General features: G+C 73.8%; 23 protein-coding genes. 9 read left to right on the forward strand and 14 right to left on the reverse strand.

Translation table 11 applies throughout. The annotated features are described in order from the left end of the window. Positions 1-198: 198 nt before the first annotated feature. The gene (locus D6B71_RS17915; RefSeq protein WP_121257791.1) at positions 199-1,788 is read right to left on the reverse strand and encodes an IS1182 family transposase; all 1,590 of its coding nucleotides are present in this window, start codon (positions 1,786-1,788) and stop codon (positions 199-201) included. Between the two features lie 228 nt (positions 1,789-2,016). Then, the gene (locus D6B71_RS17920) at positions 2,017-3,459 is read right to left on the reverse strand and encodes an MFS transporter (protein ID WP_121257617.1); all 1,443 of its coding nucleotides are present in this window, start codon (positions 3,457-3,459) and stop codon (positions 2,017-2,019) included. A 159-nt stretch (positions 3,460-3,618) separates the two neighbouring features. Between D6B71_RS17920 and D6B71_RS22925 the strand changes: the two genes are divergently transcribed. The 4 genes from D6B71_RS22925 (at position 3,619) to D6B71_RS17935 (ending at position 5,996) form a co-directional block, all read left to right on the forward strand. Next, positions 3,619-3,783, forward strand: a complete 165-nt coding sequence (locus D6B71_RS22925; RefSeq protein ID WP_164519731.1) for a hypothetical protein — start codon at positions 3,619-3,621, stop codon at positions 3,781-3,783. Positions 3,784-3,871: 88 nt separating this feature from the next. Continuing rightward, entirely contained in the window at positions 3,872-4,177 is a 306-nt protein-coding gene (locus D6B71_RS17925; protein WP_121257619.1) for a TraR/DksA family transcriptional regulator, read from the forward strand. Continuing rightward, on the forward strand, positions 4,174-5,475 hold the full coding sequence (locus D6B71_RS17930; protein WP_240641534.1) for an NAD(P)/FAD-dependent oxidoreductase: 1,302 nt from the start codon (positions 4,174-4,176) through the stop codon (positions 5,473-5,475). Before D6B71_RS17925 ends, D6B71_RS17930 begins: the two co-directional genes overlap by 4 nt. Positions 5,476-5,738: 263 nt before the next feature. Then, positions 5,739-5,996 (forward strand): hypothetical protein, encoded by a 258-nt coding sequence (locus tag D6B71_RS17935; protein WP_121257621.1) that lies wholly within the window; start codon positions 5,739-5,741, stop codon positions 5,994-5,996. 34 nt (positions 5,997-6,030) lie between these two features. Here the strand turns inward: D6B71_RS17935 and D6B71_RS17940 are convergent, their stop codons facing one another. Further along, positions 6,031-7,026 carry a sterol desaturase family protein gene (locus D6B71_RS17940; RefSeq protein WP_240641535.1) on the reverse strand — a complete coding sequence of 332 codons (996 nt, stop codon included), beginning with the start codon at positions 7,024-7,026 and terminating at the stop codon, positions 6,031-6,033. A 182-nt stretch (positions 7,027-7,208) separates the two neighbouring features. Here D6B71_RS17940 and D6B71_RS23850 point away from each other — a divergent pair, with 182 nt between their 5' ends. Further along, positions 7,209-7,337, forward strand: coding sequence for a hypothetical protein (locus D6B71_RS23850; RefSeq protein WP_276311014.1), 129 nt, complete (start codon positions 7,209-7,211; stop codon positions 7,335-7,337). A 61-nt stretch (positions 7,338-7,398) separates the two neighbouring features. Next, positions 7,399-8,268, forward strand: a complete 870-nt coding sequence (locus D6B71_RS17945) for an alpha/beta fold hydrolase (protein ID WP_206051841.1) — start codon at positions 7,399-7,401, stop codon at positions 8,266-8,268. 18 nt (positions 8,269-8,286) lie between these two features. Here the strand turns inward: D6B71_RS17945 and D6B71_RS17950 are convergent, their stop codons facing one another. Next, positions 8,287-9,210 carry an NYN domain-containing protein gene (locus tag D6B71_RS17950; RefSeq protein ID WP_121257623.1) on the reverse strand — a complete coding sequence of 308 codons (924 nt, stop codon included), beginning with the start codon at positions 9,208-9,210 and terminating at the stop codon, positions 8,287-8,289. A gap of 103 nt (positions 9,211-9,313) precedes the next feature. Between D6B71_RS17950 and D6B71_RS17955 the strand changes: the two genes are divergently transcribed. Together D6B71_RS17955 and D6B71_RS17960 are read left to right on the forward strand one after the other, a co-directional pair. After that, positions 9,314-11,104 carry an acyl-CoA dehydrogenase gene (locus tag D6B71_RS17955; protein ID WP_121257624.1) on the forward strand — a complete coding sequence of 597 codons (1,791 nt, stop codon included), beginning with the start codon at positions 9,314-9,316 and terminating at the stop codon, positions 11,102-11,104. A gap of 11 nt (positions 11,105-11,115) precedes the next feature. Then, positions 11,116-12,378 carry an oxidoreductase gene (locus D6B71_RS17960; RefSeq protein ID WP_121257626.1) on the forward strand — a complete coding sequence of 421 codons (1,263 nt, stop codon included), beginning with the start codon at positions 11,116-11,118 and terminating at the stop codon, positions 12,376-12,378. On the opposite strand, the gene D6B71_RS17965 is transcribed toward D6B71_RS17960, so the two are convergent. The 6 genes from D6B71_RS17965 to D6B71_RS17990 all read right to left on the reverse strand — a co-directional run bounded on the left by D6B71_RS17965 (position 12,368) and on the right by D6B71_RS17990 (position 17,703). After that, positions 12,368-13,066 (reverse strand): VC0807 family protein, encoded by a 699-nt coding sequence (locus D6B71_RS17965; protein WP_121257628.1) that lies wholly within the window; start codon positions 13,064-13,066, stop codon positions 12,368-12,370. The genes D6B71_RS17960 and D6B71_RS17965 overlap by 11 nt on opposite strands. Before the next feature lie 169 nt (positions 13,067-13,235). Continuing rightward, positions 13,236-14,864, reverse strand: a complete 1,629-nt coding sequence (locus tag D6B71_RS17970; protein ID WP_121257630.1) for an AMP-binding protein — start codon at positions 14,862-14,864, stop codon at positions 13,236-13,238. Between the two features lie 50 nt (positions 14,865-14,914). After that, positions 14,915-15,826, reverse strand: a complete 912-nt coding sequence (locus D6B71_RS17975) for a cytochrome c biogenesis CcdA family protein (protein ID WP_121257631.1) — start codon at positions 15,824-15,826, stop codon at positions 14,915-14,917. After that, a complete protein-coding gene (locus D6B71_RS17980) occupies positions 15,823-16,548 on the reverse strand; it encodes a DsbA family protein (protein ID WP_121257633.1) in 726 nt (241 codons plus the stop codon). Before D6B71_RS17980 ends, D6B71_RS17975 begins: the two co-directional genes overlap by 4 nt. Further along, positions 16,541-17,041 (reverse strand): hypothetical protein, encoded by a 501-nt coding sequence (locus tag D6B71_RS17985; protein WP_121257635.1) that lies wholly within the window; start codon positions 17,039-17,041, stop codon positions 16,541-16,543. Before D6B71_RS17985 ends, D6B71_RS17980 begins: the two co-directional genes overlap by 8 nt. Further along, the gene (locus D6B71_RS17990) at positions 17,038-17,703 is read right to left on the reverse strand and encodes an ArsR/SmtB family transcription factor (protein ID WP_121257637.1); all 666 of its coding nucleotides are present in this window, start codon (positions 17,701-17,703) and stop codon (positions 17,038-17,040) included. The genes D6B71_RS17985 and D6B71_RS17990 overlap by 4 nt, the downstream gene beginning before the upstream one ends. A 143-nt stretch (positions 17,704-17,846) precedes the next feature. Between D6B71_RS17990 and D6B71_RS17995 the strand changes: the two genes are divergently transcribed. Continuing rightward, positions 17,847-18,740: an alpha/beta hydrolase gene (locus D6B71_RS17995; RefSeq protein ID WP_121257639.1), complete on the forward strand. Its 894-nt coding sequence runs from the start codon at positions 17,847-17,849 to the stop codon at positions 18,738-18,740. Positions 18,741-18,761: 21 nt separating this feature from the next. On the opposite strand, the gene D6B71_RS18000 is transcribed toward D6B71_RS17995, so the two are convergent. From D6B71_RS18000 to D6B71_RS18015, 4 genes are all read right to left on the reverse strand, one after another. Continuing rightward, positions 18,762-20,432: a PucR family transcriptional regulator gene (locus D6B71_RS18000; protein ID WP_121257641.1), complete on the reverse strand. Its 1,671-nt coding sequence runs from the start codon at positions 20,430-20,432 to the stop codon at positions 18,762-18,764. 63 nt (positions 20,433-20,495) lie between these two features. Then, positions 20,496-21,620, reverse strand: a complete 1,125-nt coding sequence (gene menC / locus D6B71_RS18005; protein ID WP_240641536.1) for an o-succinylbenzoate synthase — start codon at positions 21,618-21,620, stop codon at positions 20,496-20,498. Continuing rightward, complete coding sequence (locus D6B71_RS18010) at positions 21,617-22,588, reverse strand: GNAT family N-acetyltransferase (RefSeq protein ID WP_240641537.1); 972 nt, start codon at positions 22,586-22,588, stop codon at positions 21,617-21,619. Before D6B71_RS18010 ends, menC begins: the two co-directional genes overlap by 4 nt. After that, complete coding sequence (locus D6B71_RS18015) at positions 22,585-23,751, reverse strand: M20 family metallopeptidase (protein WP_240641538.1); 1,167 nt, start codon at positions 23,749-23,751, stop codon at positions 22,585-22,587. Before D6B71_RS18015 ends, D6B71_RS18010 begins: the two co-directional genes overlap by 4 nt.

Below are 23,751 nucleotides of genomic sequence, written 5' to 3' on the forward strand. Positions count from 1 at the left end.
CTAGGAGACCGCTGAACAAGGCGCCATCTGGGCGGCGTTGACGGGGTGGGCGGCGGGCGGAGCGCCACCAATTGGCCGTCGAGCGGCAGTGAGGTCAGCACTCTGGGTGCGACACGGGGTCGTTCCGCCCGCCTGTGACCATCTTGGGCGGCGCTGTGGCCGGTCGCAAGGGGCGTTGGGAGGGCCCGTGGGGCCTTGTCAGGTGAGGACCCAGGCTCCGTTTTCGATGGTGAGCCCCATGGCGAGGAGTCGGCGCAGGTTGAGGGCGGCGACGCGGTGGTGGAGCCAGTGGTTGTTCTTCTCGATCCCTCGGTAGGGCACGCGGCGCGCGCCGCGGGTGAGCCAGGCGATCGAGCGTTCGACCATCGGGCGGTGCTGTCGGTAGAGGGTCTGGAAGCCTTCGTCGGTGGCCCGCTGGCGGTGCTCGCGTTGCAGCTGATGGTGCTCACCGAGCAGTACGGTGCGTCCTGTTGCCGAGGTGGTGCATTGGTCGCGTAGCGGGCAGCCACGACAGGCTGCTTTGAACGTGGCGCGGCCCTGCGCGGACACCGTCCGGGTGACATTGCCGGGACAGGTCAGGGTGTTGGCGGCGACGTCATAGACGAAGTCGTCGATCGTGAAACCGCCCTCGACCGCTGGCTTGATCGGCCATGGCTTGACCAGCGGGATCCACTGCTTGCTGGCCAAGGTGTGCAACATGTCGCCGCTGGCGTAGGCCGAATCACCCAGGACCTCGATCTGCTCGTCGCCGGCGATGGTGGGGTCGACGGTGACGAGTTCGGCACCCACGCTTGCGTCGGAGTTCTCCGGACCGTTGGTCTTGGTCAGCTCGCACATCGTGGTCAGACCGGTGTCGGGCTCGACCACCACATGTGCCTTGAACCCGTCCTGGCGACGTTCCCGGGTCTTGTGGGCGTGCCGGGTGTCGGGGTCCACGGTCGAGATCACCCGATCCGGAGCGGTCGCCCGGGCGATCCGCCACCGGCCGTCGGTGCCATCAGAGTCCTCGGCCGGCTCCACGTCTTGGCCCGCGACCAGGGCCAGCAACGCGACCGCCTCAGCCGGCTTTCCGCTGTCATTGGTGATCTGCTCGATGTCGAGCGCGGCGAGCAAAGCGAGCGCGTCGCCGACCAACGCGGTGACCAGTTCGTCGCGGGCGATCTGGTCGTCCCACGCGATCCGCGGCTTGCCCGGCTGGTCATAGCCCTGCCCGGTCAACGCGACCAGCCGGGTGCACTCGGTGGCGATCAGGTCCTTGGCGTCGGGGACCTCACGCCCGACCCGGCGGATCTGGGCGATCAGCTGGGTCACGGTGTCTTGGCGGGCGACCGCGTCATCGAGGATCGTGGAGTCCAGCGCCCGGCGCTGCTTGCCGGCCACTACACCGGTTTCGGTGATGACCTCGCGGACCACCTCGAAGATCCGCTGCGGACGATCGCTCGCGGCCAGCCGGCGCCGCCAGTAGGTCAGCGTCGAGGGATCGAAGCCCTTCGCGTCGATGGCGTACCCACACGCCGCCTTCCACCGCAGATCGAAGGTCAACGCGTCGACCGCTTCGCGGTCGGAGTGGCCGTACAGCGCCTGCAACACGATCACCGAGGCGATCACCTCGCCCGGGATCGAGGGCCGGCCGCGTCCCGAGGGAAACAGATCGGCGAACAACTCGCTTGGGAACAACCGGTCACGATGCTCGGCCAGCAGCGCGAACACGCTGCCCGGCTCGAGCAGGTGCCCGGCCACCGATTCCACGTCTAGCAGCTCACGCTGCCGATCCGACTCACCCTGCATGACCACAGGATTTCAGGTCACCGCCGCACGGCGCCCACGGCGCGCGGATTGTTCAGCGGTCTCCTAGGGCGTGTCTCCCAGGTCTCGGCCGTCGCGAGCGTCGTATCCGCGAGATGCCCCGCCAGGCGCAGCCGTGAAGGCATACCGGGGTTGTCTGTCGAGCGGCTGCAACGCCGCGAGGCGCTCGCGGGGCGGCGCGCAGCAGGCCACGGACTTGGGAGACACGCCCTAATAGCGCCTGGCAGGTACGGGCGCCGCCGCCACCTCGACAACGGCCACCCGCCGCGGTATCCCCGCAGCGAGGAGAAGGCCGACGAAGGCGGCGACGGCGCCCACCGCGAAGCAGAGCCGGAAGATGCCCTCGCTCGGCACCTCGACCTCACCGAAGGTGCTGGTGCTCGCGCTGAGCATCGTGCCCATGACCGCGGCGGCCAGCGTCGTGCCGACCGAGCGCATCAGCGCGTGGAGCCCCACCGCCGCCGCGGCCTCCCGCGGGGGCACCGCGTCCATGATCAGGGTCGGCATGGCGGCGTAGGCGAGGCCGACCCCGGCCGTCGTGACGCAGGAGGCGACCAGCAGCTGCCAGGGCGCGTCCATCAGCACTGCTGCGAGCGCGTAGCCGAGGCTGATCACCCCGGCACCCAGCAACAGCGGCGGCCTGCCGCCCCATCGGGAGATGAGCCGGCCCGACAAGGGAGCGACCAGCAGCATCATCACCCCTCCCGGCGCCATCCACAGGCCGGCGGCGAGCAGGCTCTGCCCCAGTCCGTAGCCGGTCTCCTCGGGAAGCTGGAGCAGCTGCGGCACGACGATCGCCTGGGCCATCATGCCGAAGCCGATCGCGATGGCGGCGATGTTGGTGAGCAGCACCGGTCGCTGCGCGGTCGCCCGCAGGTCGACCAACGGGTCGGCCCGTCGCAGCTCGTGGACCGCCCACAGGGCGAGCGTCGCCAGGCCGACCGCAAGCGCCACCAGCGTGCGCGAACCGGTCCAGCCCCAGTCCGTGGCCTTGGAAATGCCCACCAGGAGCGAGCCGAGGCCGACGGCCAGTCCGAGCGCACCGACGCCGTCGAAGCGGCGTCCGCCCGTGACAGGCAGACGCGGGAGCGCGAACCAGGCCAGCGCGGTGACCGCCGCCGCCAGGGCCGAGGCCAGCCAGAAGATCGCGTGCCAGTCGGCGACCTGCACCACCCACGCCGACAGCGGCAGGCCGACCGCGCCGCCGACGCCCAGGGTCGCGCTCATCGCGGCGATCCCGCTGGCCGCGAGTGCAGGCGGCGCGACCTCACGCACGAGCGAGATGCCGACCGGGATGAAGCCCATCGCCAGGCCCTGCAGGGCGCGCCCCACCAGCATCGGCGCCAGCGCGTCGGCGACGGCGCAGACCAGCGACCCGGCGAGCAGACACCCCGCGGTGGCCACGAGCATCCGCTGCTTGCCGAACAGGTCGGCGAGGCTCCCGGTGATCGGCATCGACACCGCCCCCGCCAGCAGCGTGATCGTCACGACCCAGGCGGTGTCCGCCGGAGCCGCCCCGAGCAGCCCGGGCAGCTCCCCCTGGATCGGGATCACCAGTGTCTGGGTGAGGGAGGCGGCCAGCCCGCCGAGGCAGAGCACCACGACGCACAGCGCCGGGGACGTCGGTCGGGACGGCTCGGGCTCGGGGCGCACGTGGGGGGCTCACTCTCGGGGCCGCAGGCGGCGTTTCGGTACGGCGACGCCGCAGGCTACCGACGATGGCCGGTGCCGCCCCGCCGCCTTCCCGGCTGCCGGGACGCTCCCTCGCGAGCGGACTGGCCCACCCGCGGGAACCGACCTATGGTGGCCGGCATGGTGCAGCAGTGGGCAGCGGCGCAGACGGCGACGGCGGAGCCGTCGCACGTGCCGTCGGGTGCCGCGCTGCTGGCGATCGAGCTGGGCGAGGAGGCCCGCGGCATTCGCGGCCTCGACGTGCTGCGCCGCAGCGTCGACCGCGCTCCACCGACGGGTTCCTGACAACTCCCCACCCCGGCGTCCGTCACGGACACCGGGGGTCACCGGAGCCGGGCGGATGCCCGCCGCTCCCGAGCCCAGGAACCCACTCATGCGACTCCGCAACCGCACGCACCGCACCATCCCCGCCGGCATCCGCAGCTCCCTGCTCGAGGCCGCGGAGCTGCGCCACCGCCAGCTCATCGACCTGCGCCGCACCCCTCGCGATCGGGAGAGCGCCGTCGCCGCGGCCCACCGCCGTAGCGTCGAACGGATCCTGCGCGAGGTCCTCGACGCCCTCGACCGACTCGACGACGGCAGCTTCGGCACCTGCCAGGGCTGCGCCGCACTGATCCCGCTCGAGCGGCTGCAGCGGCGCCCCTGGGACACCCACTGCGGTGGGTGCCTCCAGCCATGAGCACCCGACGGCACCCGGTCACGATGCCCCGGCGCACCCACCCCGACGAGCCACCGCGACAGGTGGCCGTCGTCGGCGGCGGCGTGGCCGGACTGTCGACCGCCTGGTTCCTCCAGGAGCACGGAGTCGAGGTCGCCGTGTTCGAGGGTGACCACGTGGGAGCCGGCGCCTCGTGGGGCAACGCGGGGTGGCTCACCCCCGCCCTCACCACCCCGCTCCCGGAGCCGGCCGTCCTCCGCTACGGGCTCCGCACTGCCCTCCGCCCGTCGTCTCCCGTCTACGTGCCGATCCGTCCCGACCTGCGGCTGTGGCGGTTCCTCGCCGGCTTCGTGCGGCACTGCACCGGCGCCCGATGGCGGGCGGGGATGGCCGCCTACGCACCGATCAACCGACTCGCCCTCGACGCCTTCGACCAGCTGGTCGAGGCCGGCGCGGTGCCGGCGCCGCAGCCGGCCACCCCGTTCCTGGCCTGTTACCGCACGCCTCGTGAGCGGGAGACACTGGTGGAGGAGCTGCTGGCCATCCGCCGCAGCCAGCCGGTCGACTTCGAACTGCTCACCGGCGAGCAGGCACGCGCGTCGGAGCCGGCGCTCTCCGCCGAGGTCGGCGCCGCGATCCGACTGCACCAACAGCGGTTCGTGAACCCGCCGCAGCTGGTGGCGGCACTGGCCGACTCCGTGCGCAGCCGCGGCGCGAAGCTGCGCGAGGGCGTGAGAGTGAGCGAGGTCCGCGACGACGGACCGTCGGTGCTCCTCACCGATGCCCTCGGTGGCCGGCACCGCTTCGACGCGGTCGTGCTCGCCACCGGCGCGGCGCTCGGCGACCTGGCCCGGCCGTTCGGCGTACGCCGCCTGGTGCAGGCCGGCCGCGGCTACTCGTTCAGCGTGCGCTGCCGTGACCTGCCACGCGGGCCGGTCTACTTCCCCGCGCAGCGCGTCGCCTGCACGCCGCTGCAGACGCCGCAGGGGCCGAGGCTGCGGGTGGCCGGGATGATGGAGTTCCGGGCTCCCGGCGAGCCGCTCGACCCGCGCCGGATCGAGGCGATCGTGGCCGCTGTCCGCCCGTTGCTCGACGGCGCCGAGCTCGACGACCGGCTCGACGAGTGGGTGGGCTCCCGGCCCTGCACCGCAGACGGTCTGCCACTGGTCGGCGCCACCGCGTCCCCGCGCGTGTTCACGGCCGGCGGGCACGGCATGTGGGGGGTCGTGCTGGGCCCGGTGAGCGGTCGACTGCTGGCTGAGCAGGTGGTGACCGGTCGCCGACCCGCCGAGCTGGCCGCGTTCGACCCGATGCGCTGATCGCGAGCCCGGCCACTCGATCACCCAGGCCACCTCCGCCGAGTCGGCGCAAGTGCAGGCGCGAGCGCGCCGAGTCGGCGCTTCTGCAGCTCATCGCCCGGCAGTAGCGCCGACTCGGCGACGTCAGGCCTGCAGTAGCGCCGGCTCGGCGTGGCTTCGTCCCCAGGGAAGACGCGTGCGCTGGCCTGTGGAGGACGCCTCGCGAGTGTCGGTGGCGGATCGGAGCGTCGGGAGCGACACCTCACCCGCTCCCGGAGGCCGACATGAGCGTTTCCACCCCACCCACCATCGACGACCTCGCCGCCCGCTTCGGCTCCGACACCGCACCGACCTGCGAGTGCCAGCACGGTCCGCCCCGGGAGCAGTGCGGCGAACGAGCCGCGGCCCGGGTGAGCCTGCTCTGCGCCGTCGCCGGCTGCGACTGCGCGGTCGAGGTCCATCTCCTCTGCACCGAGTGTGTCGCGGCCTGGCGCCGGTCGGCGCGACAGAACGGGGTGCGCCTCCGGGTGGCACCGCTCTGAGCAGCCGAGGCGCAGCAGGGAGGCAGTGGCGACGTCAGGCCGGCGGCTCGCCCGCGACCTCGAGCGCGGGAGCGGGCACGCCCGCGCCGGCCGCGGCCACAGCCGCCTCCGGCCGCGGGTCCGGCCGCCAGCCCGGCGGGCCGAAGACATAGCCGAGCTTGTCGCGCAGCGTCGGCGCGGTGCGCACGTCGCGGGCGATCGCGGCGTACTCGTGGGTCTGCAGGCGCAGCAGGTTGTGGGTGCCGACCGGCGTCGTCAGGCCGTACGTCGGCCGGTGCAGCTCGGGCTGGAAGGAGCCGAAGAGCCGGTCCCAGACGATCAGGATGCCGCCGTAGTTGCGGTCGAGGTACTCCGGGTCGCTGCCGTGGTGCACCCGGTGATGGGAGGGGGTGTTGAACACCAGCTCGACCGGCCGCCACAGGGTGCGGATCCGCTCGGTGTGCACGAAGAACTGGTAGACGAGGCTGACGGAGAAGCCGAAGAACACCAGCGCTGGCGGCACGCCGAGGATCGGCAGCGGCGCCCAGAGGACCAGCTCGTGGGAGTTGTTCCACTTCTGGCGCAGGGCGGTCGCGAAGTTGAAGTACTCGCTGGAGTGGTGGGCCTGGTGGGTCGCCCACACCAGGCGCACCCGGTGGGCGACGCGGTGCGCCCAGTAGAAGAAGAAGTCGACGCCGAGGATCGCCAGCGCCCAGGTCCACCAGCGGTCCGCCGGCAACTGCCAGGGAGCGACGTAGGCGAAGAGCACGGCGTAGCCGAGCAGGCCGAGGCCCTTCCACAGCGACATGGTCAGCACCGACACCGCCCCGGCGCCGATGCTGGCCAGCGCGTCGCGGCGGTCGTAGCCGCCGGTCAGCGACAGCGCCCGCCCGTCCGGGCCGCGGCGCTCGGCCTCGGGCCGCTCGTCCTCGAGCAGCGCGGCCGCGAGCCCCTCCAGGGCGATGAACAGCAGGAAGAACGGGGCGGCCAGGGCGACCGGGTCGCGCAGCACCTCGGGGATCGACTGCCACAGGTCGGCCACTGCCTGCACGGGTCCTCCAGGGGGGATGGGTGCCGCGATCCTAAGCCCGTCCGTGAGCGGCGTCACGCCCGGTCCGCCCGTCGAGTGCCGGGCCGAGCCAGCGGCCGATCGCTGGTTCGTCCGGAAGTCGGTTGAACATCAGGTACCCTTTGGTGAACAGAAGGTGAACGAAAGGTGTCGAGGTGAGTGACGTGAGGCGACCGGAGATGGTCTGCCGTTGGGTGCAGACAGTCGACGAGCGCGGCCGCCGCCGCCTGATGGCGACGTGGGAGCGGGCCGAGGAGCCCGCGGTGGCTCGGCCGCGGACCGCCGCCGCCTGAGACCCCGCCCCTGAGACCCCGCCCCTCGACCCGGTCAAGGGCCGCGTGCTCCACTGCCCCTGTGCCCCCACCCGAGACGCTCTCCCCCGGCCGGCTGCGCATCCCCGTCGGCGATCTGGTCTTCGACGCCACCGTCGCCGGGCCGGCCCACGGCCGCACGGTCCTGCTGCTGCACGGCTTCCCGCAATCCAGCTGGTCGTGGCGCCGGGTGATGCCTCGGCTGGCCGAGGCCGGACTGCGCGCGATCGCGCTCGACCAGCGCGGCTACTCCCTCGACGCCAGCCCCGATCCGGTCCAGGCCTACACCGGCGAGCACCTGGTCGCCGACGTGCTCGGGGTGCTCGACTCGCTCGGCCTCGACGCCGTGGACCTGGTCGGCCACGACTGGGGCGCCGCCGTCGCCTGGCAGACCGCCGGCCTCCACCCCGAGCGGGTCCGCACGCTGTCGGTCCTGTCCGTGCCCCACCCGGGCGCCTTCCTCGAGACGCTCGCGCACGACCCCGACCAGCGCGCCCGATCGACGTACATGCTCGACTTCGCCCGCCCCGGCTACGAGGAGGTCCTGCTGGCCGACGACGCGGCAGCGCTGCGCACACTGCTGGGGCCGAGCGGCGACGTCGACGTGGCGCACATGCTCCAGCGGCTCGGCACGCCGGAGCGCCTGCGCCGGGCGCTGAACTGGTACGCCGCCCAGACCCGCGAGCGGAACGCGTCGATCCCGCCGGTCGACGTGCCGACCCTGCACCTGTGGTCGGACCAGGACCCGTTCCTCGGCGAGGCGGCGACGCGGGCGACCGCGCGGTTCGTCACCGGCCCTTACGAGCTGCACGTGCTGGCCGGGGTCGGCCACTGGATCCCCGAGGACGCCCCCGAGACGGTCGGCGAGCTGCTGCTCTCGCACCTGCGCCGGTTCCCGACGCAGGCGGTCTGACCCGGACTCGCTGCCCGGCTACTCGGCCGTCTTCTTCGCCGCGGCCCGCTTGGCCGCGGTGCGCTTCGAGGTCGTCCGCTTCGAGGTGACCTTGATGGTCGGGGGCTCGTCGGCGGGTTTCTCCGCTGCGGGCTTGTCTCCCGCGGGCTTGTCCCCCGCCAGCCTGTCCCCGCCGGCCTTCGCCGACGCCTGCCCCTTGGGCTTCTCCCGCACCAGGACCCCCTGGCCGGCCTGCCGGCTGACCTCGAACAGCCCGATCGCGGTGACCAGGTCGACCAGCTTGGCGTAGCCCCAGTTGCGGGAGTCGAAGTCCGGCGACTGCTTGGCCACATAGCTGCCGACCACGCCCAGGTGCGCCCAGCCGTCGTCGTCGGAGGAGGCGCTGACCCCTTCGCGCAGCAGCCGGACCAGCCGTGCGTCGCCTCGCAGCTCGTTGGTCGAGCGGCGCGACGGCGCCGAGGTCGTGGGCACGTCGGTGCTGGGCTCGCGCTCCTTGTCGGAGCTGCGCAGCACGTCGAGGTAGACGAACTTGTCACAGGCCACCCGCAGCGCCTCGGGGGTACGCCGCTCCCCGAAGCCGTAGACCGGCTTGCCGGACTCGCGCAGCCGGGAGGCCAGCTTGGTGAAGTCGCTGTCGGAGGAGACCAGGCAGAACCCGTCGAGGTCGCCGGTGTAGAGCAGGTCCATCGCGTCGATGATCAGCGCGCTGTCGGTGGAGTTCTTGCCGGTGGTGTAGGCGAACTGCTGCATCGGCTGGATGGCGTGGGCGTTGAGGACGTCCTTCCAGCCACGCAGCTGGGGGGTGGTCCAGTCGCCGTAGGCCCGCTTCACCGAGGCGGTGCCGTACTTCGCGATCTCGGCGAGCAGCTCCTCGACGACCGACGGGCTGGTGTTGTCGGCGTCGATGAGGACGGCGAGCTTGGTGAAGTCCGGTGATGCCATCTTCGAGACCCTAGCCCTGGCCGGTGGTCGAGCCTGCCGAGACCCACCCGTTAGGTTTCCAGCGACGGCACCACGCCCGCCCGGCCCGAGGAGCACCGCAGCGATGAGCTCGATCATGTCCCGACGCGACCTGGACTTCCTGCTGCACGAGTGGCTGAGCACCGACGACCTGCTGGGCCGCGCCGCCTTCGCCGAGCACTCCCGCGACACCGTGGACGCGGTGCTCGACCTGGCCGAGGCGCTGGCCACCGAGCTGTTCGCCACCCACAACCGGGCCGCCGACCTGGCCGAGCCGCGCTTCGACGGGGAGCGCGTCGAGGTCCTCCCCGAGGTGGGCGCCGCGCTGCGGGCGTTCGCCGAGGCGGGCTTCCTGGCCGCTCCGCTGCCGGAGACCGCCGGCGGGATGGGGCTCCCCCAGTCGGTGTTCGGGGCCTGCATGGCCTGGTTCCACGCCGCCAACGCCGGCACCACCGGCTACGCCCTGCTCACGCTGGCGGCCGCCAACCTGCTTAGCCGGCACGGCGACGCCGACCAGGTGGCCCGCTACGTGGGCCCGATGACCGAGGGCCGGTTCTTCGGCACCATGGCGCTCTCGGAACCACAGGCCGGCTCCAGCCTCGCCGACATCACCACCCGGGCCGAGCCGCAGGACGACGGCAGCTACCGGCTGTTCGGACGCAAGATGTGGATCTCCGGCGGCGACCACGAACTGTCGGAGAACATCGTCCACCTCGTGCTCGCCCGGACCCCCGGCGCACCGGCCGGCACTCGCGGCATCTCGCTGTTCTGCGTGCCGAAGGTGCTCGTGGGCGACGACGGGTCGCTGGGCGAGCGCAACGACGTCGTGCTCGCCGGCATCAACCACAAGATGGGCTTCCGCGGCACGGTCAACACCGCGCCCGTGCTGGGCGACGGCGCCTTCACCCCCGGTGGCCGCGCAGGCGCGGTCGGCCACCTGGTCGGCGAGCTGCACCGCGGCCTGCCGGTGATGTTCTCGATGATGAACGAGGCGCGCATCGGCGTCGGCCTGTGCGCCACGGCGCTGGGCTACACCGGCTACCTCAAGTCGCTGGCCTACGCCCGCGAGCGCACCCAGGGCCGGCTCCCCGGCGCGGGCCCCGACGACCCGCAGGTCCCGCTGGTCGAGCACGCCGACGTCCGCCGGATGCTGCTGGCCCAGAAGAGCTACGTCGAGGGGGCGCTGGCGCTGAACCTCTACTGCGCCCGGCTGGTCGACGACGTGGAGTCCCTCGACGACGGGCCGGCGCGCACCCAGGCCGAGCAGCTGCTCGGCCTGCTCACGCCGGTGGCGAAGAGCTGGCCCTCGCAGTGGTGCCTGGCCGCCAACGACCTGGCGATCCAGGTCCTCGGCGGCGCCGGCTACACCCGCGACCACGACGTCGAGCAGCACTACCGCGACAACCGGCTCAACCCGATCCACGAGGGCACCCACGGCATCCAGGCGATGGACCTGCTCGGCCGCAAGGTGCTGCTCGACGGCGGTGCCGCGCTGGGTGTGCTGGCCGACCGCGTCCGCGGCACCGCCGAGCGGGCCGCCGCGGCCGGCGGCGAGGGGCCCGGGCACGCCGCCGCGCTGACCGCGACGCTGGACCGGCTGCTCGAGGTGACCGCCCGGGTCGGCGGTCTCGGCGACCCACGCCAGGTGCTGGCCGAGGCGACGGCGTACCTCGAGGCGACCGGCCACCTGATCGTGGGCTGGCTGTGGCTCGAGCAGTGGTTGGCCGCCCACGGGCGCGAGGGCGGCTTCTACGACGGCAAGCGCGCGGCCACCCGCTTCTTCCTCACCCGGGAGCTGCCCCGGGTGGCGCCGTGGCTCGACGTGGTGGCGGCCGCCGACGGCCTCACTCTCGATCTCGACCCGACCAGTCTCTGAGGAGCCCACGCGTGCTTGACGAACCGCTCGACCTGCCCTGCGGCCTCCGGCTGCCCAACCGGCTGGTGCGCGCGGCCATGACCGAGAGCCTGGCCGACCGCGGGCACGAGCCGTCCGATCGGCTCCGCCGGCTCTACACGGAGACCTGCGCGGCCGGCGCCGGGCTGGTCCTCACCGGCAACGTGATGGTCGACCGGCGCCACCTGGAGCGCAGCCGCAACGTGGTCGTCGACGCAACGACCGACCGCGAGGCACTGCGCCGGTGGGCCGAGTCGTGCGCCGCGGCGCCGACCTTCGTGCAGCTGAGCCACCCCGGACGGCAGACCTCCAGGTTCGTCAATCCCCACCCCGTGGCTCCGTCGGCGGGGCCGGCCGTGGCGCTGGCCGGGTTGTTCGCGGCGCCGCGGGCGCTGACCCGCCCCGAGGTCGGCGAGCTGCGCGACCGCTTCGTCGACGCCGGCCGGCGGCTGGTCACGGCCGGCTTCCCGGGTGTCCAGGTGCACGGTGCGCACGGTTACCTGCTCAGCAGCTTCCTAGACCCGCGGCACAACCAGCGCGACGACGAGTACGGCGGCGACCTGGCCGGGCGGGCCCGGCTGCTGCTGGAGATCGTCGAGGGGCTGCGCCAGGTGTTGCCTCGGGAGGCCGGCGTGGCGGTGAAGCTCGACTCCCGCGACGGCGGTCTCGACGACCTGGTTCGGCTGGTCGGCCTGCTCGAGTCAGCCGGCGTCGACCTGGTGGAGGTGTCCGGCGGCAGCTACGAGGATCCGGCGATGGTCGGCCTGGACGCCGACGGCCGGCCGCTGGAGACCGGCCCGCAGGAGTCGCCGTTCAGCGCCGCCGCGGTGGCGGTGGCGGCCGCGACCACGGTGCCGGTGGTCCTCACCGGCGGCTTCCTCACCCGGGCCGCGATGGAGCGGACGCTGGGCGCCGGGGTCGCCGCGGTCGGCGCCGGGCGACCGCTCGCCGTACGCCCACGGCTGGCCGGCGAGCTGGTGCGAGCCGAGGCGGACTCACTGGACCGGCCGGCGCCGCGGCTCGGCGGCCCGACCTGGTTCCGCCGCACCGTGGGGGTCTCCGCCGGGCCGGGCTGGCACCGGCTGCAGCTGGCCCGCACCGCCGCCGGCCGGCCGCCCGCGCTGCGGCTGCCCGCGCTGCTCGCCGCGGCGGACTACGCCGCGCTCGACTCGGCCCGCGCACTGGTCGAGAGGCGGTCGCGGATGCGGCGGGCGGACCTGGCCGACCGGCGCTCGGCCCCGACGCTCAGGCGGTGACGGGGACCGGCTGCAGCCGCGCGGGCCCCAGCAGGCCCTCCTGGCGGGCGACCAGCGCCGCCAGGCCGATCGTCGCGAACGCGGCGACCACGTTGATCGTCAGCATCGAGACGCTCTTGACCAGCACGAACGTCTCCAGCGACTGAGACTGCAGCAACCACAGGGTCATCCCGGCCTTGGCCAGGCCGAGCACCGCCCACATGATCGTGAGGTTGCGGAAGAGCCGGCGCACGCGCGGGCGCATCGCCAGCTCGTGGTCCATCGGATAGAAGTCGCCGGCGAGCCGGGCCACCATCGGCCGGGCACTGGCCAGCGAGAGCAGGAACAGCCCGGCGACCAGGCCATCGCTGATGATCGGCTGGAAGAAGTAGAGCCAGGCGCTGTCGGCGACGACCGAGAGCAGGGTCCGGCCGGTGAGCAGGACGGCCGCCAGGATCAGGAGCCCGGAGGTACGCCGTCCGGTCACCGCACGCCAGGCGATCGCACCGTAGGACCAGCCGAGCGCGACGACGATGGCCGCCCAGACGCCGGCGAGCACGAACACGCCGTAGAACAGCACGGCGGGCACGACCACGGCGATCAGGAGGCTCAGCGAGACCCGGCGCACCACGGTCAGCAGACCGGGCCGGTGCGGCTGATCGGCGCACAGCGGGGCGGGGTCGGTGGTCAGGGTGTCAGCAGATGCCACGAGAAGCCGGTCCTGCCGGCGCGGTGGACGCCGGACTGGTGTCGTCGCCGCGAACCGACGACGGGAATCGACGTCTGCGGGGTTTCCCGGCCCCTCCACTGTACGCGGAGAACGGCCGTTCCCCGGCCGGGTCGTCGGCCCGTGGTCCGGTGACCTTCTCCTCTGGCCCTCACCCGCCGAGGCCGAGCTCCTCGGCGCTGCGCTGGCGCATCTCGACCTTGCGGATCTTGCCGGTGACCGTCATCGGGAACTCCTCGACGACCATCACGTAGCGCGGGATCTTGTAGTGGGCGATCTTGCCGGTGGCGAACTCCCGCACCGCGTCGGCGTCGATCGATGCGGCTCCGGACCGCAGCCGCACCCAGGCGCACAGCTCCTCGCCGTACCTCTCGTCGGGCACGCCGACGACCTGGACGTCCTCGATGTCGGGGTGGGTGTAGAGGAACTCCTCGATCTCGCGGGGGTAGATGTTCTCGCCGCCGCGGATCACCATGTCCTTGATCCGGCCAACGATCTCGCAGTAGCCGTCCTCGCGCATCACCGCCAGGTCGCCGGTGTGCATCCAGCCGTCGGCGTCGACCGCCTCCGCGGTCTTCGCGGGCTCCTCCCAGTAGCCGAGCATCACCGAGTAGCCGCGGGTGCAGAACTCACCGGGGGTGCCGCGGTCGACCGTCTGGCCGGTGGTCGGGTCGACGACCTTGATCTCCAGGTGCGGGTGCACCCGCCCGATGGTGGCGGTACGCCGCTCGAGGTCGTCGTCGGGCCGCGTCTGGCAGGAGACGGGCGAGGTCTCGGTCATCCCGTAGGCGATCGACACCTGGGTCATCCCCATGTCGTCGATGCAGCGGCGCATCACCTCGACCGGGCAGACCGAGCCGGCCATGATCCCGGTGCGCAGCGAGCCGAGGTCGTGCTCGGCGAACGTGGGGTGGTTCTGCATCGCGATGAACATCGTCGGCACGCCGTAGACCGCGGTGCAGCGCTCGGCGGCGATGGTGCGCAGGGTGACCTCGGGGTCGAAGGCGGGGGCCGGGATCACCATCGTGGCGCCGTGGCTGGTGCTGCCGAGGTTGGCCATCACCATCCCGAAGCAGTGGTAGAAGGGCACCGGGATGCAGAGCCGGTCCTCCGCGCCGAGCTCGATCAGCTCGGTGGTGAGGTAGCCGTTGTTCAGGATGTTGCGGTGGCTCAGCGTCGCGCCCTTGGGCCGGCCGGTGGTGCCGGAGGTGTACTGGATGTTGATCGGGTCGCCGGGGTCGAGCGTCGCGGCCCGGGCGGCGACGGCGTCGTCGGCCACCGACCGCCCCTCGTCGACCAGCGCGGCCCAGTCGTCGGTGTCGATGAGCACCACCCGCTCCAGCCCCGGCTGGTCGGCGCGGATGCCCTCGATCATCGCGGCGTAGTCGCTGGTCTTGAACCGGCTGACCGCCAGCAGCATCCGCAGGCCCGACTGCTCGACGGCGAAGGCGAGCTCGTGGGAGCGGTAGGCGGGGTTGACGTTGACGAGCACCACCCCGATCCGGGCGGTGGCGTACTGCACGAGGGTCCACTCGGCACAGTTGGGCGCCCAGATGCCGACCCGGTCGCCCTTCTCGAGGCCGGCGGCGAGCAGCCCGCGCGCGAGGTCGTCGACGTCGCGGTCGAGCTCGGCCCAGGTCCAGCGGCGTCCGGTCGCGACCTCGACGAGCGCCTCGCCGTCGGGCCGGGCGGCGACCGTGCGCGCCAGGTTGGCCCCGATCGTCTCCTCGAGCAGCGGTGGCTGGGTCTCCCCCTGGGCGTAGGACGGCTCGACGCTCATGGAGCCGAGGATAGGCCGCGCGTGACCGGAGCCACACCCTCGCCGAGGCGTCACTGAGTCACGCGTTCTCGCGGCGTGTCGGGGAACGCTTGACAACTCATCGCACCGGCCGGCCCCGGTCCACTCCTCGCTCCCCCGCGCACCCGGCGCCAGGCCACGAGGACGGCCACGAGCAGCACCCCGGCCGGCAGCAGCCAGGCCGGCACCCCCGCCGCCCACTCGGTGACCGCGCGCTGGGCGGAGAACTCGAGGTCGACGGTGTCGCCGAGCCCGAACGTGCCGGTGATGCCGGCGGTGCCGTCGTAGCGCAGGAACAGCACCCCGACCGCGACGAGCAGCACTCCCGCGACGGCCGAGGTGGTGTGCACCCGGAGCGGTCCCCAGGTCAGCACCCGTCCGCGCAGCCAGCGCCGGCCGCCGAGGTCGAAGCGGTCCCACAGACCGGCCAGCACCAGCAGCGGCGCGGCCATGCCGAGCGCGTAGACCGCGAGCAGCAGGCCACCGCGCCACGGTGAGCTCTGGGTCGCCGCCACGGTCAGGATCGCCCCGAGCACCGGCCCCGAGCAGAACCCGGCCAGCCCGTAGACCGCTCCGAGCACCATCGTGGAGAGCCACCCGGAACCCTGGCGGCTGCTCGACCAGGACTGCAGCCGGCCCGCGAACGGAAGCGCGAAGCCGCGACCGAGGAGCTGCCACACGCCCAGGCCGATGATCGTCCACCCGGCGACCGCGATCAGCAGCGGCCGGTGGCCGTAGAAGAGGGACGACGCCGCCGCCGCACCGGTGCCCAGCGGCACCAGGGTGAGCAGCAGCCCGACGTAGAAGACCAGGGTCCGCGCCACCAGCGCCCGCTTGCTGGCGAACGCGTAGGCGAAGAACGACGGCAGCAGCAGCGCGCTGCACGGCGAGAGCAGCGCGAGGACGCCGGCGGCGAACGCCGCGAGCACACCGACCTCGGTCACGACGCTGCCGCGTCCTCGATGACCTGCTCGAAGACCTCGGTCGGCTGGGCGCCGACGATCGGCGTCCCGTTGACGAGGAAGGAGGGGGTGCCGGTGACGCCGATCGACTGGCCCTCGGCGAAGTCGTCACGGACCTGCTGCTCGATCTTCGCGGAGTCGAGGTCGGCCTCGAACTGCTCGACGTCGAGGCCGAGCTGCTCGGCGATGCCGATCACGTAGTCCCGGTCCAGGTTGCCGCTGTTCGGCGGCAGCTGCTCGGCGTACATCGCGTCGTGGAACTCCCAGAAGCTGTCCTGCGCGGCGGCCGCGCGGCCGGCCAGCGCCGCGGTGGTCGACTCGGGCCCGAGGTAGGGGAAGTCGCGCCACTCGATGCGCAGCGTGCCGTCGGCGACGTACTTCTCCTCCAGCACCGGGGCGGTGTCGCGGGCGAACTTGCCGCAGAACGGGCACTGGAACTCCGAGTAGGCGATCAGCACCACCGGGGCGTCGACGTCGCCCATGGCCATCGGGTCGTCCTGCTGGCGGCGGGCGAGCCCGGCCAGCGGGTCGTCGCCCCCGCCCTGCTCGGCGCTGCTCGCGGCCGCGGGGCCCGCCGCCTCGTCGCCGGCGTCGCCGTCACCTCCGGTGAGCTGGCCGATCAGCGTGGCCAGCAACGCGACCGCCGCCACGGCGGCGATGACGAGCGGGATGACGGGGCTCTTGCGGGTGGATCGCTCAGGCACGTGCTTCCTCCGAGTCGGGGGTGGCGGGGTCGGCGGCGGGGCCACCGGTGGTGGGGCAGGACAGCTCGCCGAGGAGCCGCTGGCGCAGCGCCCAGGCGAGCAACGCCACCGCGGCGACCTGCAGCAACGGCTGGACGGGCTCGAACCAGGTCATGGCGCCGGCGCTGCCGAGCGCGATCAGGACGAGCTTGTTGCAGACCGGGCAGCCGACCGCGAAGAAGGTCAGCAGGCTCCCGGCCCAGCCGCCGCGCCGCGAGCCGCGGTCGGTCGGGGTCTCGACCGGGTTGGCGACGTAGGAGCCGACCAGCAGGCCGGCGAGCACCGACGAGACCAGCAGCGAGGGCCAGGCCCACCACGTCGGCGGCACCTCGCGACCGAAGACCGGGGTGTCGATCAGGTCGGTCGGGATCGCCACGACGAGCACGAACGCGGCGCCGGAGACCAGGGCGGTGAGCCAGCGGCGGGCGGGCCAGAGCCGCAGCGCGGCGATCATGCGCCGACCTCGACGGGGTGCCCGTGGGTGCGCCACTCGAGCATGCCGTCCTCGAGCCGGAGCGCGTCGATGCCCTCGCCGCCGAGCAGCCGGACCGCGTCGTGGGCGAGCACGCAGTAGGCGCCGCGGCAGTAGGTGACGATCGTGGAGGCGCCCCGCAGCTCGTCGAGCGCCGTGGCGAGCTCGGGGAACGGCAGGCTCCGCGCACCCGGGATGTGGCCCGCGTCGTACTCCTCGCGGGGGCGGACGTCGAGCACCTCGGCGTCGCCGGACTCCAGCAGCCGGGTGAGGTCCTCACGGGTGATCAGGCCGACCTCGCCACCGTCCGGCACACCGAGGTAGGCGTTGAGGGCGCGCTCCACGTCGGCGGAGCGGGTGCGCGCCACCGTCAGCATCGCCTCGTAGAGGGCGGCCACGTCGTCGCCGGCGAGCCGGTAGTAGATGCGGGTGCCCTGCCGCCGGGTCTGCACCAGGTTCGCCAGCTTGAGCACCTGCAGGTGGGCCGAGACCGTGGTGACGCCCATCTCGGCGGCACGGGCCAGGCCCTCGACGGTGCGCTCCCCCTGGGCGAGCAGGTCGACCAGCTCGAGCCGCTTGGCGCTGCCGAAGGCCTTGCCGACGACGGCGAGCTCGTCGAAGACGCCGTGCTTGGAGACACTCATCTATTCCTCCAAAGATCTTTGGAGGAGTCACGGTAGCCCAACCGTCCGGCGACTCCAACCGGCGGTTCGTCCCCCTCCCGACCTCGGCCCCTGGCGCGCGGGGGCGCCGACCGCGGAGACTGGCGACGCGGAGGTGGTGCCCGATGACCGGCCCGGACCGTCGGCGGACGGTCGCGCTCGCCCTCTCGCTGGTGCTGACACTCTTCGGGGCCGCCTGCGCCGACGCCGAGAGCCCCGACCCGGGCGCCGGCGTGCCGACCGAGGGCTTCGAGGTGGTGCCGGTCGAGTACGCCGCGGGGCTGACCGAGGACCTCTACCTGCCCGAGGACGTGGGCGAAGGCACCGGCGGTGGCCGGCTCCGGCACGCGCCGCTGGTGGTGCTCGTGCCCGGAGGGTCGTGGACCACCGCGGACCCCGGGGGCCTGGCCGGGCTGGCGGCGAGCCTCGCGGTCGCCGGCCTGGTCGCGGCCCCCGCCCGGATCCGGGCCGCCGTCGACGACGACGTCGTCTACCCCACGCCCGTCGAGGACGTGTTGTGTGCCGTCGCCGCAGCCGTGGACCGGGCCCGTGCCGAGGGGTTCGCCGCCGGCCCGGTGGCGGTGCTTGGCCACTCCTCGGGTGCCCACCTGGCCGCGCTGGCGGTGCTGGCGGTCGACGACTACTCCCCCGACTGCGAGGCGCCCGCCGTCGCCCCGGACGCGCTCGTCGGGCTGGCCGGTCCCTACGACATCGCGCAGGTCCCGGAGATGGCCGGTGCGCTGCTGGGCTCGAGCCCGGACGACGACCCGGCGACCTGGGAGGCCGCCAACCCGGTCCGGCGCGCCGACCTCCGCCCCGACGTACCCGTGCTGCTCCTGCACGGCGAGGCCGACGACGTGGTGCCCGCCGATCTCACCTCCCAGTTCGCGCAGGCGCTGGAGGACGCCGGCCACCCGACGACCGTCGAGCTGGTCCCGGACGTCGACCACCTGGGCCTCTTCGCCGCCGTCGTCGCGGGCGAGCCGGTCGCGACCTGGCTGCTCGACCTGGCCCGCTGACCCCGCCGGACCCCCAGGGGATCAGTGAGCCCGGTCGTGCAGCAGGGCCAGCTGCAGCATCAGGTCGAACCGCTGTCGCGGGTCGCGCAGGTCGCACTCCCCCACCTCGGCCACCCGCCGCAGCCGGTAGCGGAACGTGTTGGGGTGCACGAACAGCGCCTCCGAGGCCGCGGCCACGTCGCCGAAGGCGTCCAGCCAGGCGCGCAGCGTCGGCACCAGGCTGGCGCCGTGGGCGAGGTCGTAGTCGAGCAGCCGGCTCAGGGCCCCCGTCGGCCGCTCGCCGCGGGCTGCGGCGAGGTCGCGCAGCTCGAGCAGCAGCGACTCGGTCTGGACGTCGGCCAGCCGGGCGACCCGCCGGTCGACGCGGCCCTCGCGCAGCACCCGCAGGATGCGGTCGGCCGTCCGGCGCGCGTCCACGACCTCCGCCAGCGAGCCCGCCACCGGTGCCACGGCCAGCACCGGCCGCAGCCGATCGCCGATCCGGTCGAGGAAGTCGGTGGCCAGCCGGACGGCGAACAGCTCGCTCTCCTCCGGCGCGGCGGACGCGGCGGCGAGCCCGTAGGCGACGCCGCCCAGCAGTGCCGAGGCGGAGCGGCTGGTGACCGCGTTGAGGTGCATCGAGAAGGCGTCGCCGAGCCGTTCGCGCTCGTGCCGGACGGCCGCGTCGGAGCCGCTGGCCGGCTCGGCGAGCGCGAAGCCCAGCACCACCAGGGGCGTGTCTGCCAGGCCGAGCCGCTCCAGCGCCTCGCGCGCCCCGGCGCCGCCCTCGAGCACCGAGCTGACCAGGTCGGCGCGGACCCGGCGCTGCACGTCGGCCCCCGCCCGCACCCGCAACAGGTGCAGCGCGACCAGCTTGGCCGCGTCGACGAGGGCCGCGGTGCGCTCCTCGCTGAGCGGCGCGGGCACCGCCGCCCAGATCGAGCCGAGCATCTCGTCGCCGGCTCGCACCGCCATCGCGACCCGGGGCATCGTGAACTCGCCGGCCGGCTCGCTGCCGGGGTCGATGAAGACCGGGCCCTCGGAGCGGAGCAGGTCGCCGAAGACCCCGCGCTCGGTGAGGATCCGGGCATAGCGCTCGGGGACCTGCCGGCCCAGGATCGTCTCCACCCGCGAGGGGTCGGCCTCGTCCTGGCGGCCGGAGAACGCCAGCACCCGCGAGCTGCGGTCCTCGATCGTGATCGGCGCGTCCAGCAGCGAGGCGATCGCGTTCGCCACCGCGAACAGGTCGCCGGACGGCAGGCCGCCCAGCGACTCCGGCTCGGCCGGGCCGACGTCACCCTCCGCGAGCACCGAGCGCAGCAGCGTGGCCAGGTGCGCCCAGGGCGCACCCCGCCGGAACCCGATCAGCGCGGTGCCGGCGGCGTCCGCCGCCGCCACCACCGCGGGATCCAGCGGCACGGGGGCCCGCAGCACCAGCGCCACCGCCCCCTGCTCCCCCAGGCGGGAGAGCAACCCGGCGACCTGGTCGGGGTCGCTCACCCCGACGCCGAGCACCAACGAGTGCGGGGGCAACACCGGCGGGTCGTCCGGGTCGTGGATCACCACCCCGCCGAGGTCCACCTCACGGTCGGGGTCGCCGTGCGCGAGCTCCAGCAGCGTCGCGCCCAGGTCGTCGAGGACCCGGCGCAGGCTGGCCCGCGGCCGCGCGGCCGCGGCGCCCGACGGGCTGCTCGGGATCTCGCTGGTGCTCATGGCGGACGACACGCTCTCCTCGGGCGGGCGACGCGCCGAGCCTAATCGGGGTCCGACGCCGAGTCAGGACCCGGCGCCGACGGGGATCCACTCGGTGGCGGTGGTGACCTCCTCCAGCCGCTCGGCGATCGGGGCCACCCCGAGGCCGGGACCGGTCGGCACCGTCAGGTGGCCGTCGTCGAGCACGAAGGGCTCGGTCACATCGGTGCGGTAGTAGCGGCCCGAGGCGGAGGTGTCGCCGGGCAGCGTGAAGCCGGGCAGCGCCGCGAGCGCGACGTTGGCCGCCCGGCCCAGCCCCGTCTCGAGCATGCCGCCGCACCACACCGGGACGCCGTGTGCGGCGCACAGGTCGTGGATCCGCCGCGCCTCCAGGTAGCCACCGACCCGGCCCGGCTTGATGTTGACGATCGAGCAGGCACCGAGCCGGATCGCCGCGGCCGCCGACTGCGCGGACACGATCGACTCGTCGAGGCACACCGGGGTGCGGATCAGCCTGGCCAGGTCGGCGTGCCCGAGGACGTCCTCCTCCTCGAGCGGCTGCTCGATCAGCAGCAGCTCGAACGGGTCGAGCCGCGCCAGGTGGCGGGCATCGGCGAGGGTGTAGGCGGTGTTGGCGTCGACCTGCAGCAGTACGTCGTCGCCGTACCGCTCCCGGACCGCGCGGACCGGCTCGACATCCCAGCCCGGCTCGATCTTGAGCTTGATCCGGACGTAGCCCTCGTCGAGGTAGCCGCCGACCGCGTCGAGGAGGGCGGGGATGGTGTCCATGATCCCGACCGATACGCCGCACGGCACCCGGTCGTGCACGGCGCCGAGCTCGCGGGCGAACGACCGGCCGGCGGCGCGCAGCTCGGCGTCGAGCACCCCCATCTCCAGCGCCGCCTTGGCCATCCGGTGGCCCTTGAACGCCGCCAGGGCCGGAGCGACCGCGGTGGCCTCGCGGACGCCGGCCAGGGCGGGCACCAGGAACCGGCGCAGCACGTCCGCGGCCCCCTCGACGTGCTCGGAGGAGTAGAGGGGGCTCGCCATCACCACGCACTCACCCCAGCCCTCGGCCTCGTCGGTGACCACCCGCAGCAGCAGCAGGTCGCGGGTGGTCTGGGTGCCGAACGAGGTGCGGAACGGCGAGACCAGCGGCATCGACACGTGGCACAGCTCGACGCCTTCGAGCCTGCCTGCCCCGCTCACCGGGCGCTCCGCACGACGTACCAGCCGGCCCTGTCGAAGCCGGTGATCGAGGCGCCGCCGGCGAGGAGCGTGGTGAGGGCCGCGCGGACCTCCTCGCGCCACCGCTGGGCCAGCGCCGGATCGGTGGACCGGATGCGCGCGATGTCGCGCGGCACGGCGACCAGCGACACCGCGCCGTCGAGACGGCCCGGCTGCGGTGCGCCGTCCGGGGCGATGCCGAGGGCGATGACCGCGCCGGCGCGGACCTCCTCCTCCATCGAGGCCGGCATCCCGGATCCAGCGCAGGCGAGCGCCACGCCCGGGTCGCGCAGCCGCCACCGCACGAGCAGCCGGTCGGAGTCGTCGTCGCCGTTGATGGTGTCGACCATGGGGCCGTAGAAGTTCGGGAGGTACTCCACCGGCCGGGCGGCCAGCTTGACCAGGTTGAAGTAGGCGTTGCGGCTGACCAGCGGGTCGAAGGTCCAGGCGATCTCGGCGACGCCGTGCCGCAGCGCCCAGGCCCGCTGGTGGAGCTTGAGCGCGAAGCCCACCGAGCGGCCGGTCATGCCCCCGGCGACGCCGGCGATGTGGCTGTGCAGCGTGTCGTCGGCCGGGGCGTGGAAGAACCCGACGCAGGCGCCGACCAGGCGGTCCCCGTCGAGAGCGCCGGCGATGTAGTTGCCGGCCTTGGCGAAGGCGCGCAGCAGCTCGATGGTCATCGGCGGGTTCTCCGAGCGGCCCCAGATCGTGGCGTAGAGCGCCACGACCTGCTCGAGCTGCTCGAGCTCGGTGAGCTCGGTGACGGTGACCCCCGCGGCCGACGCGGCGGCGTCGGCGGCCCGCGCGGCGTCCGCCAGGTCGGCGTCGAGGGCCGGGTCGGTGGCCGGGCCGAGGGGTGGCCCGGCAGACGCACCGGTGGGCGGTCGGGGGTCCAGGGAGGTGGGGTGCGGCACGGTGTGGGTCCTGCTCCAGGGGTCGGGGGTGGTCATGGCCGGGTCGCCGTCGCGCTCGCGCGCAGGTCGGGCCGGTCGGTGGTCGGCGGGTCGGTGAGCAGGTCGACGAGAAGACCGCGCAGCAGCCGGGTCCGGTCGACGAGCCGGTCGACCAGCACGTGCTCGTGCTCGGCGTGCGCCCCGCCGCCGACGGCGCCGAGGCCGTCGAGGGTCGGCGTACCCACGCCGGCGGCGAAGTTGCCGTCGGAGGCGCCGCCGACCGCGGCGGTGGTGAGCGGCTCCAGGCCCAGCGACTCCGCGACCCGGTGCGCCCGGGCGAGCAGTCCGGCGGACGCGGACGCCTCCAGCGGCGGCCGGTTGGGCCCGCCGGTGATCTCCAGCTGCGCACCCGGCAGGACCGGACGCAGGGCCCGCATCGCGGCGTCGACCCGCTCCTGCTCGGCGATCGTGCGGACGCGGACGTCGACGCTGAAGGCCCCGGCTGCGGGGACCGTGTTGGTGGTGGTGCCGGCGCCGGCCAGGGTCGGCGTCACCGTGGTGCCGGCGGCGGGGTCGGCGAGCCGGGTCACGGCCAGCACCTGGTGGGCGAGCTCCACGGTGGCGTTGATCCCGCGCTCGGGCTCCAGGCCCGCGTGGGCGGCGTGCCCCCGCACCCCCACGTCGTAGAGGGAGACGCCCTTGCGCTCGGTCTTCAGGGCCCCGCCGTCGGCGGACGCCTCGAGCACCAGGACCGCGTCGCAGCGGCGTGCCTCCTCCTCCACCAGCCCGCGCGAGGTCGGCGAGCCGAGCTCCTCGTCGCCGGTGACCAGGATCGTCACCCCCTCCAGGCCGACGGCGGCGTGGAACGCCATCGCCAGCCCGGCCAGCATGTCGAAGCAGCCCGGTCCGCGCAGCACGGGGCCGGCGCCGGTGTCGGGGCTGGTGTTGGTGATCGTGCACGGTCGGGCGGCCAGGGAACCCAGCGGCCAGACGGTGTCGTGGTGGCCGAGCAGCAGCACCCGGCCCGGACCCTCGAGCGGCCGCCAGCGCAGGTGGGTCACGCCGTCGAGCACGATCCGCTCCGGTTCCCGGCCCAGGTGGGCCGCCCCCACGCGGGCCACGACCTCGGCCGAGCGGGCGACCGCGGCCAGGTCGGAGGAGGGCGACTCGCACTCCACCAGGGTCCGGATGTCGGCCAGCAGGCCCGGCAGGCTGGTCAC

Origin of the sequence: Nocardioides ferulae (assembly GCF_003660455.1) — a bacterium.
GTDB classification, from domain to species: Bacteria; Actinomycetota; Actinomycetes; order Propionibacteriales; family Nocardioidaceae; genus Nocardioides; species Nocardioides ferulae.

Coding starts and splice junctions, on each gene's coding strand:
- D6B71_RS17915 (WP_121257791.1), bottom strand. CDS start 1,788: ATGCAGGGTGAGTCGGATCGGCAGCGTGAGCTGCTAGACGTGGAATCG.
- D6B71_RS22925 (WP_164519731.1), top strand. CDS start 3,619: ATGGTGCAGCAGTGGGCAGCGGCGCAGACGGCGACGGCGGAGCCGTCG.
- D6B71_RS17925 (WP_121257619.1), top strand. CDS start 3,872: ATGCGACTCCGCAACCGCACGCACCGCACCATCCCCGCCGGCATCCGC.
- D6B71_RS17930 (WP_240641534.1), top strand. CDS start 4,174: ATGAGCACCCGACGGCACCCGGTCACGATGCCCCGGCGCACCCACCCC.
- D6B71_RS17935 (WP_121257621.1), top strand. CDS start 5,739: ATGAGCGTTTCCACCCCACCCACCATCGACGACCTCGCCGCCCGCTTC.
- D6B71_RS17950 (WP_121257623.1), bottom strand. CDS start 9,210: ATGGCATCACCGGACTTCACCAAGCTCGCCGTCCTCATCGACGCCGAC.
- D6B71_RS17955 (WP_121257624.1), top strand. CDS start 9,314: ATGAGCTCGATCATGTCCCGACGCGACCTGGACTTCCTGCTGCACGAG.
- D6B71_RS17970 (WP_121257630.1), bottom strand. CDS start 14,864: ATGAGCGTCGAGCCGTCCTACGCCCAGGGGGAGACCCAGCCACCGCTG.
- D6B71_RS17985 (WP_121257635.1), bottom strand. CDS start 17,041: ATGATCGCCGCGCTGCGGCTCTGGCCCGCCCGCCGCTGGCTCACCGCC.
- D6B71_RS17990 (WP_121257637.1), bottom strand. CDS start 17,703: ATGAGTGTCTCCAAGCACGGCGTCTTCGACGAGCTCGCCGTCGTCGGC.
- D6B71_RS17995 (WP_121257639.1), top strand. CDS start 17,847: ATGACCGGCCCGGACCGTCGGCGGACGGTCGCGCTCGCCCTCTCGCTG.
- D6B71_RS18000 (WP_121257641.1), bottom strand. CDS start 20,432: ATGAGCACCAGCGAGATCCCGAGCAGCCCGTCGGGCGCCGCGGCCGCG.
- D6B71_RS18010 (WP_240641537.1), bottom strand. CDS start 22,588: ATGACCACCCCCGACCCCTGGAGCAGGACCCACACCGTGCCGCACCCC.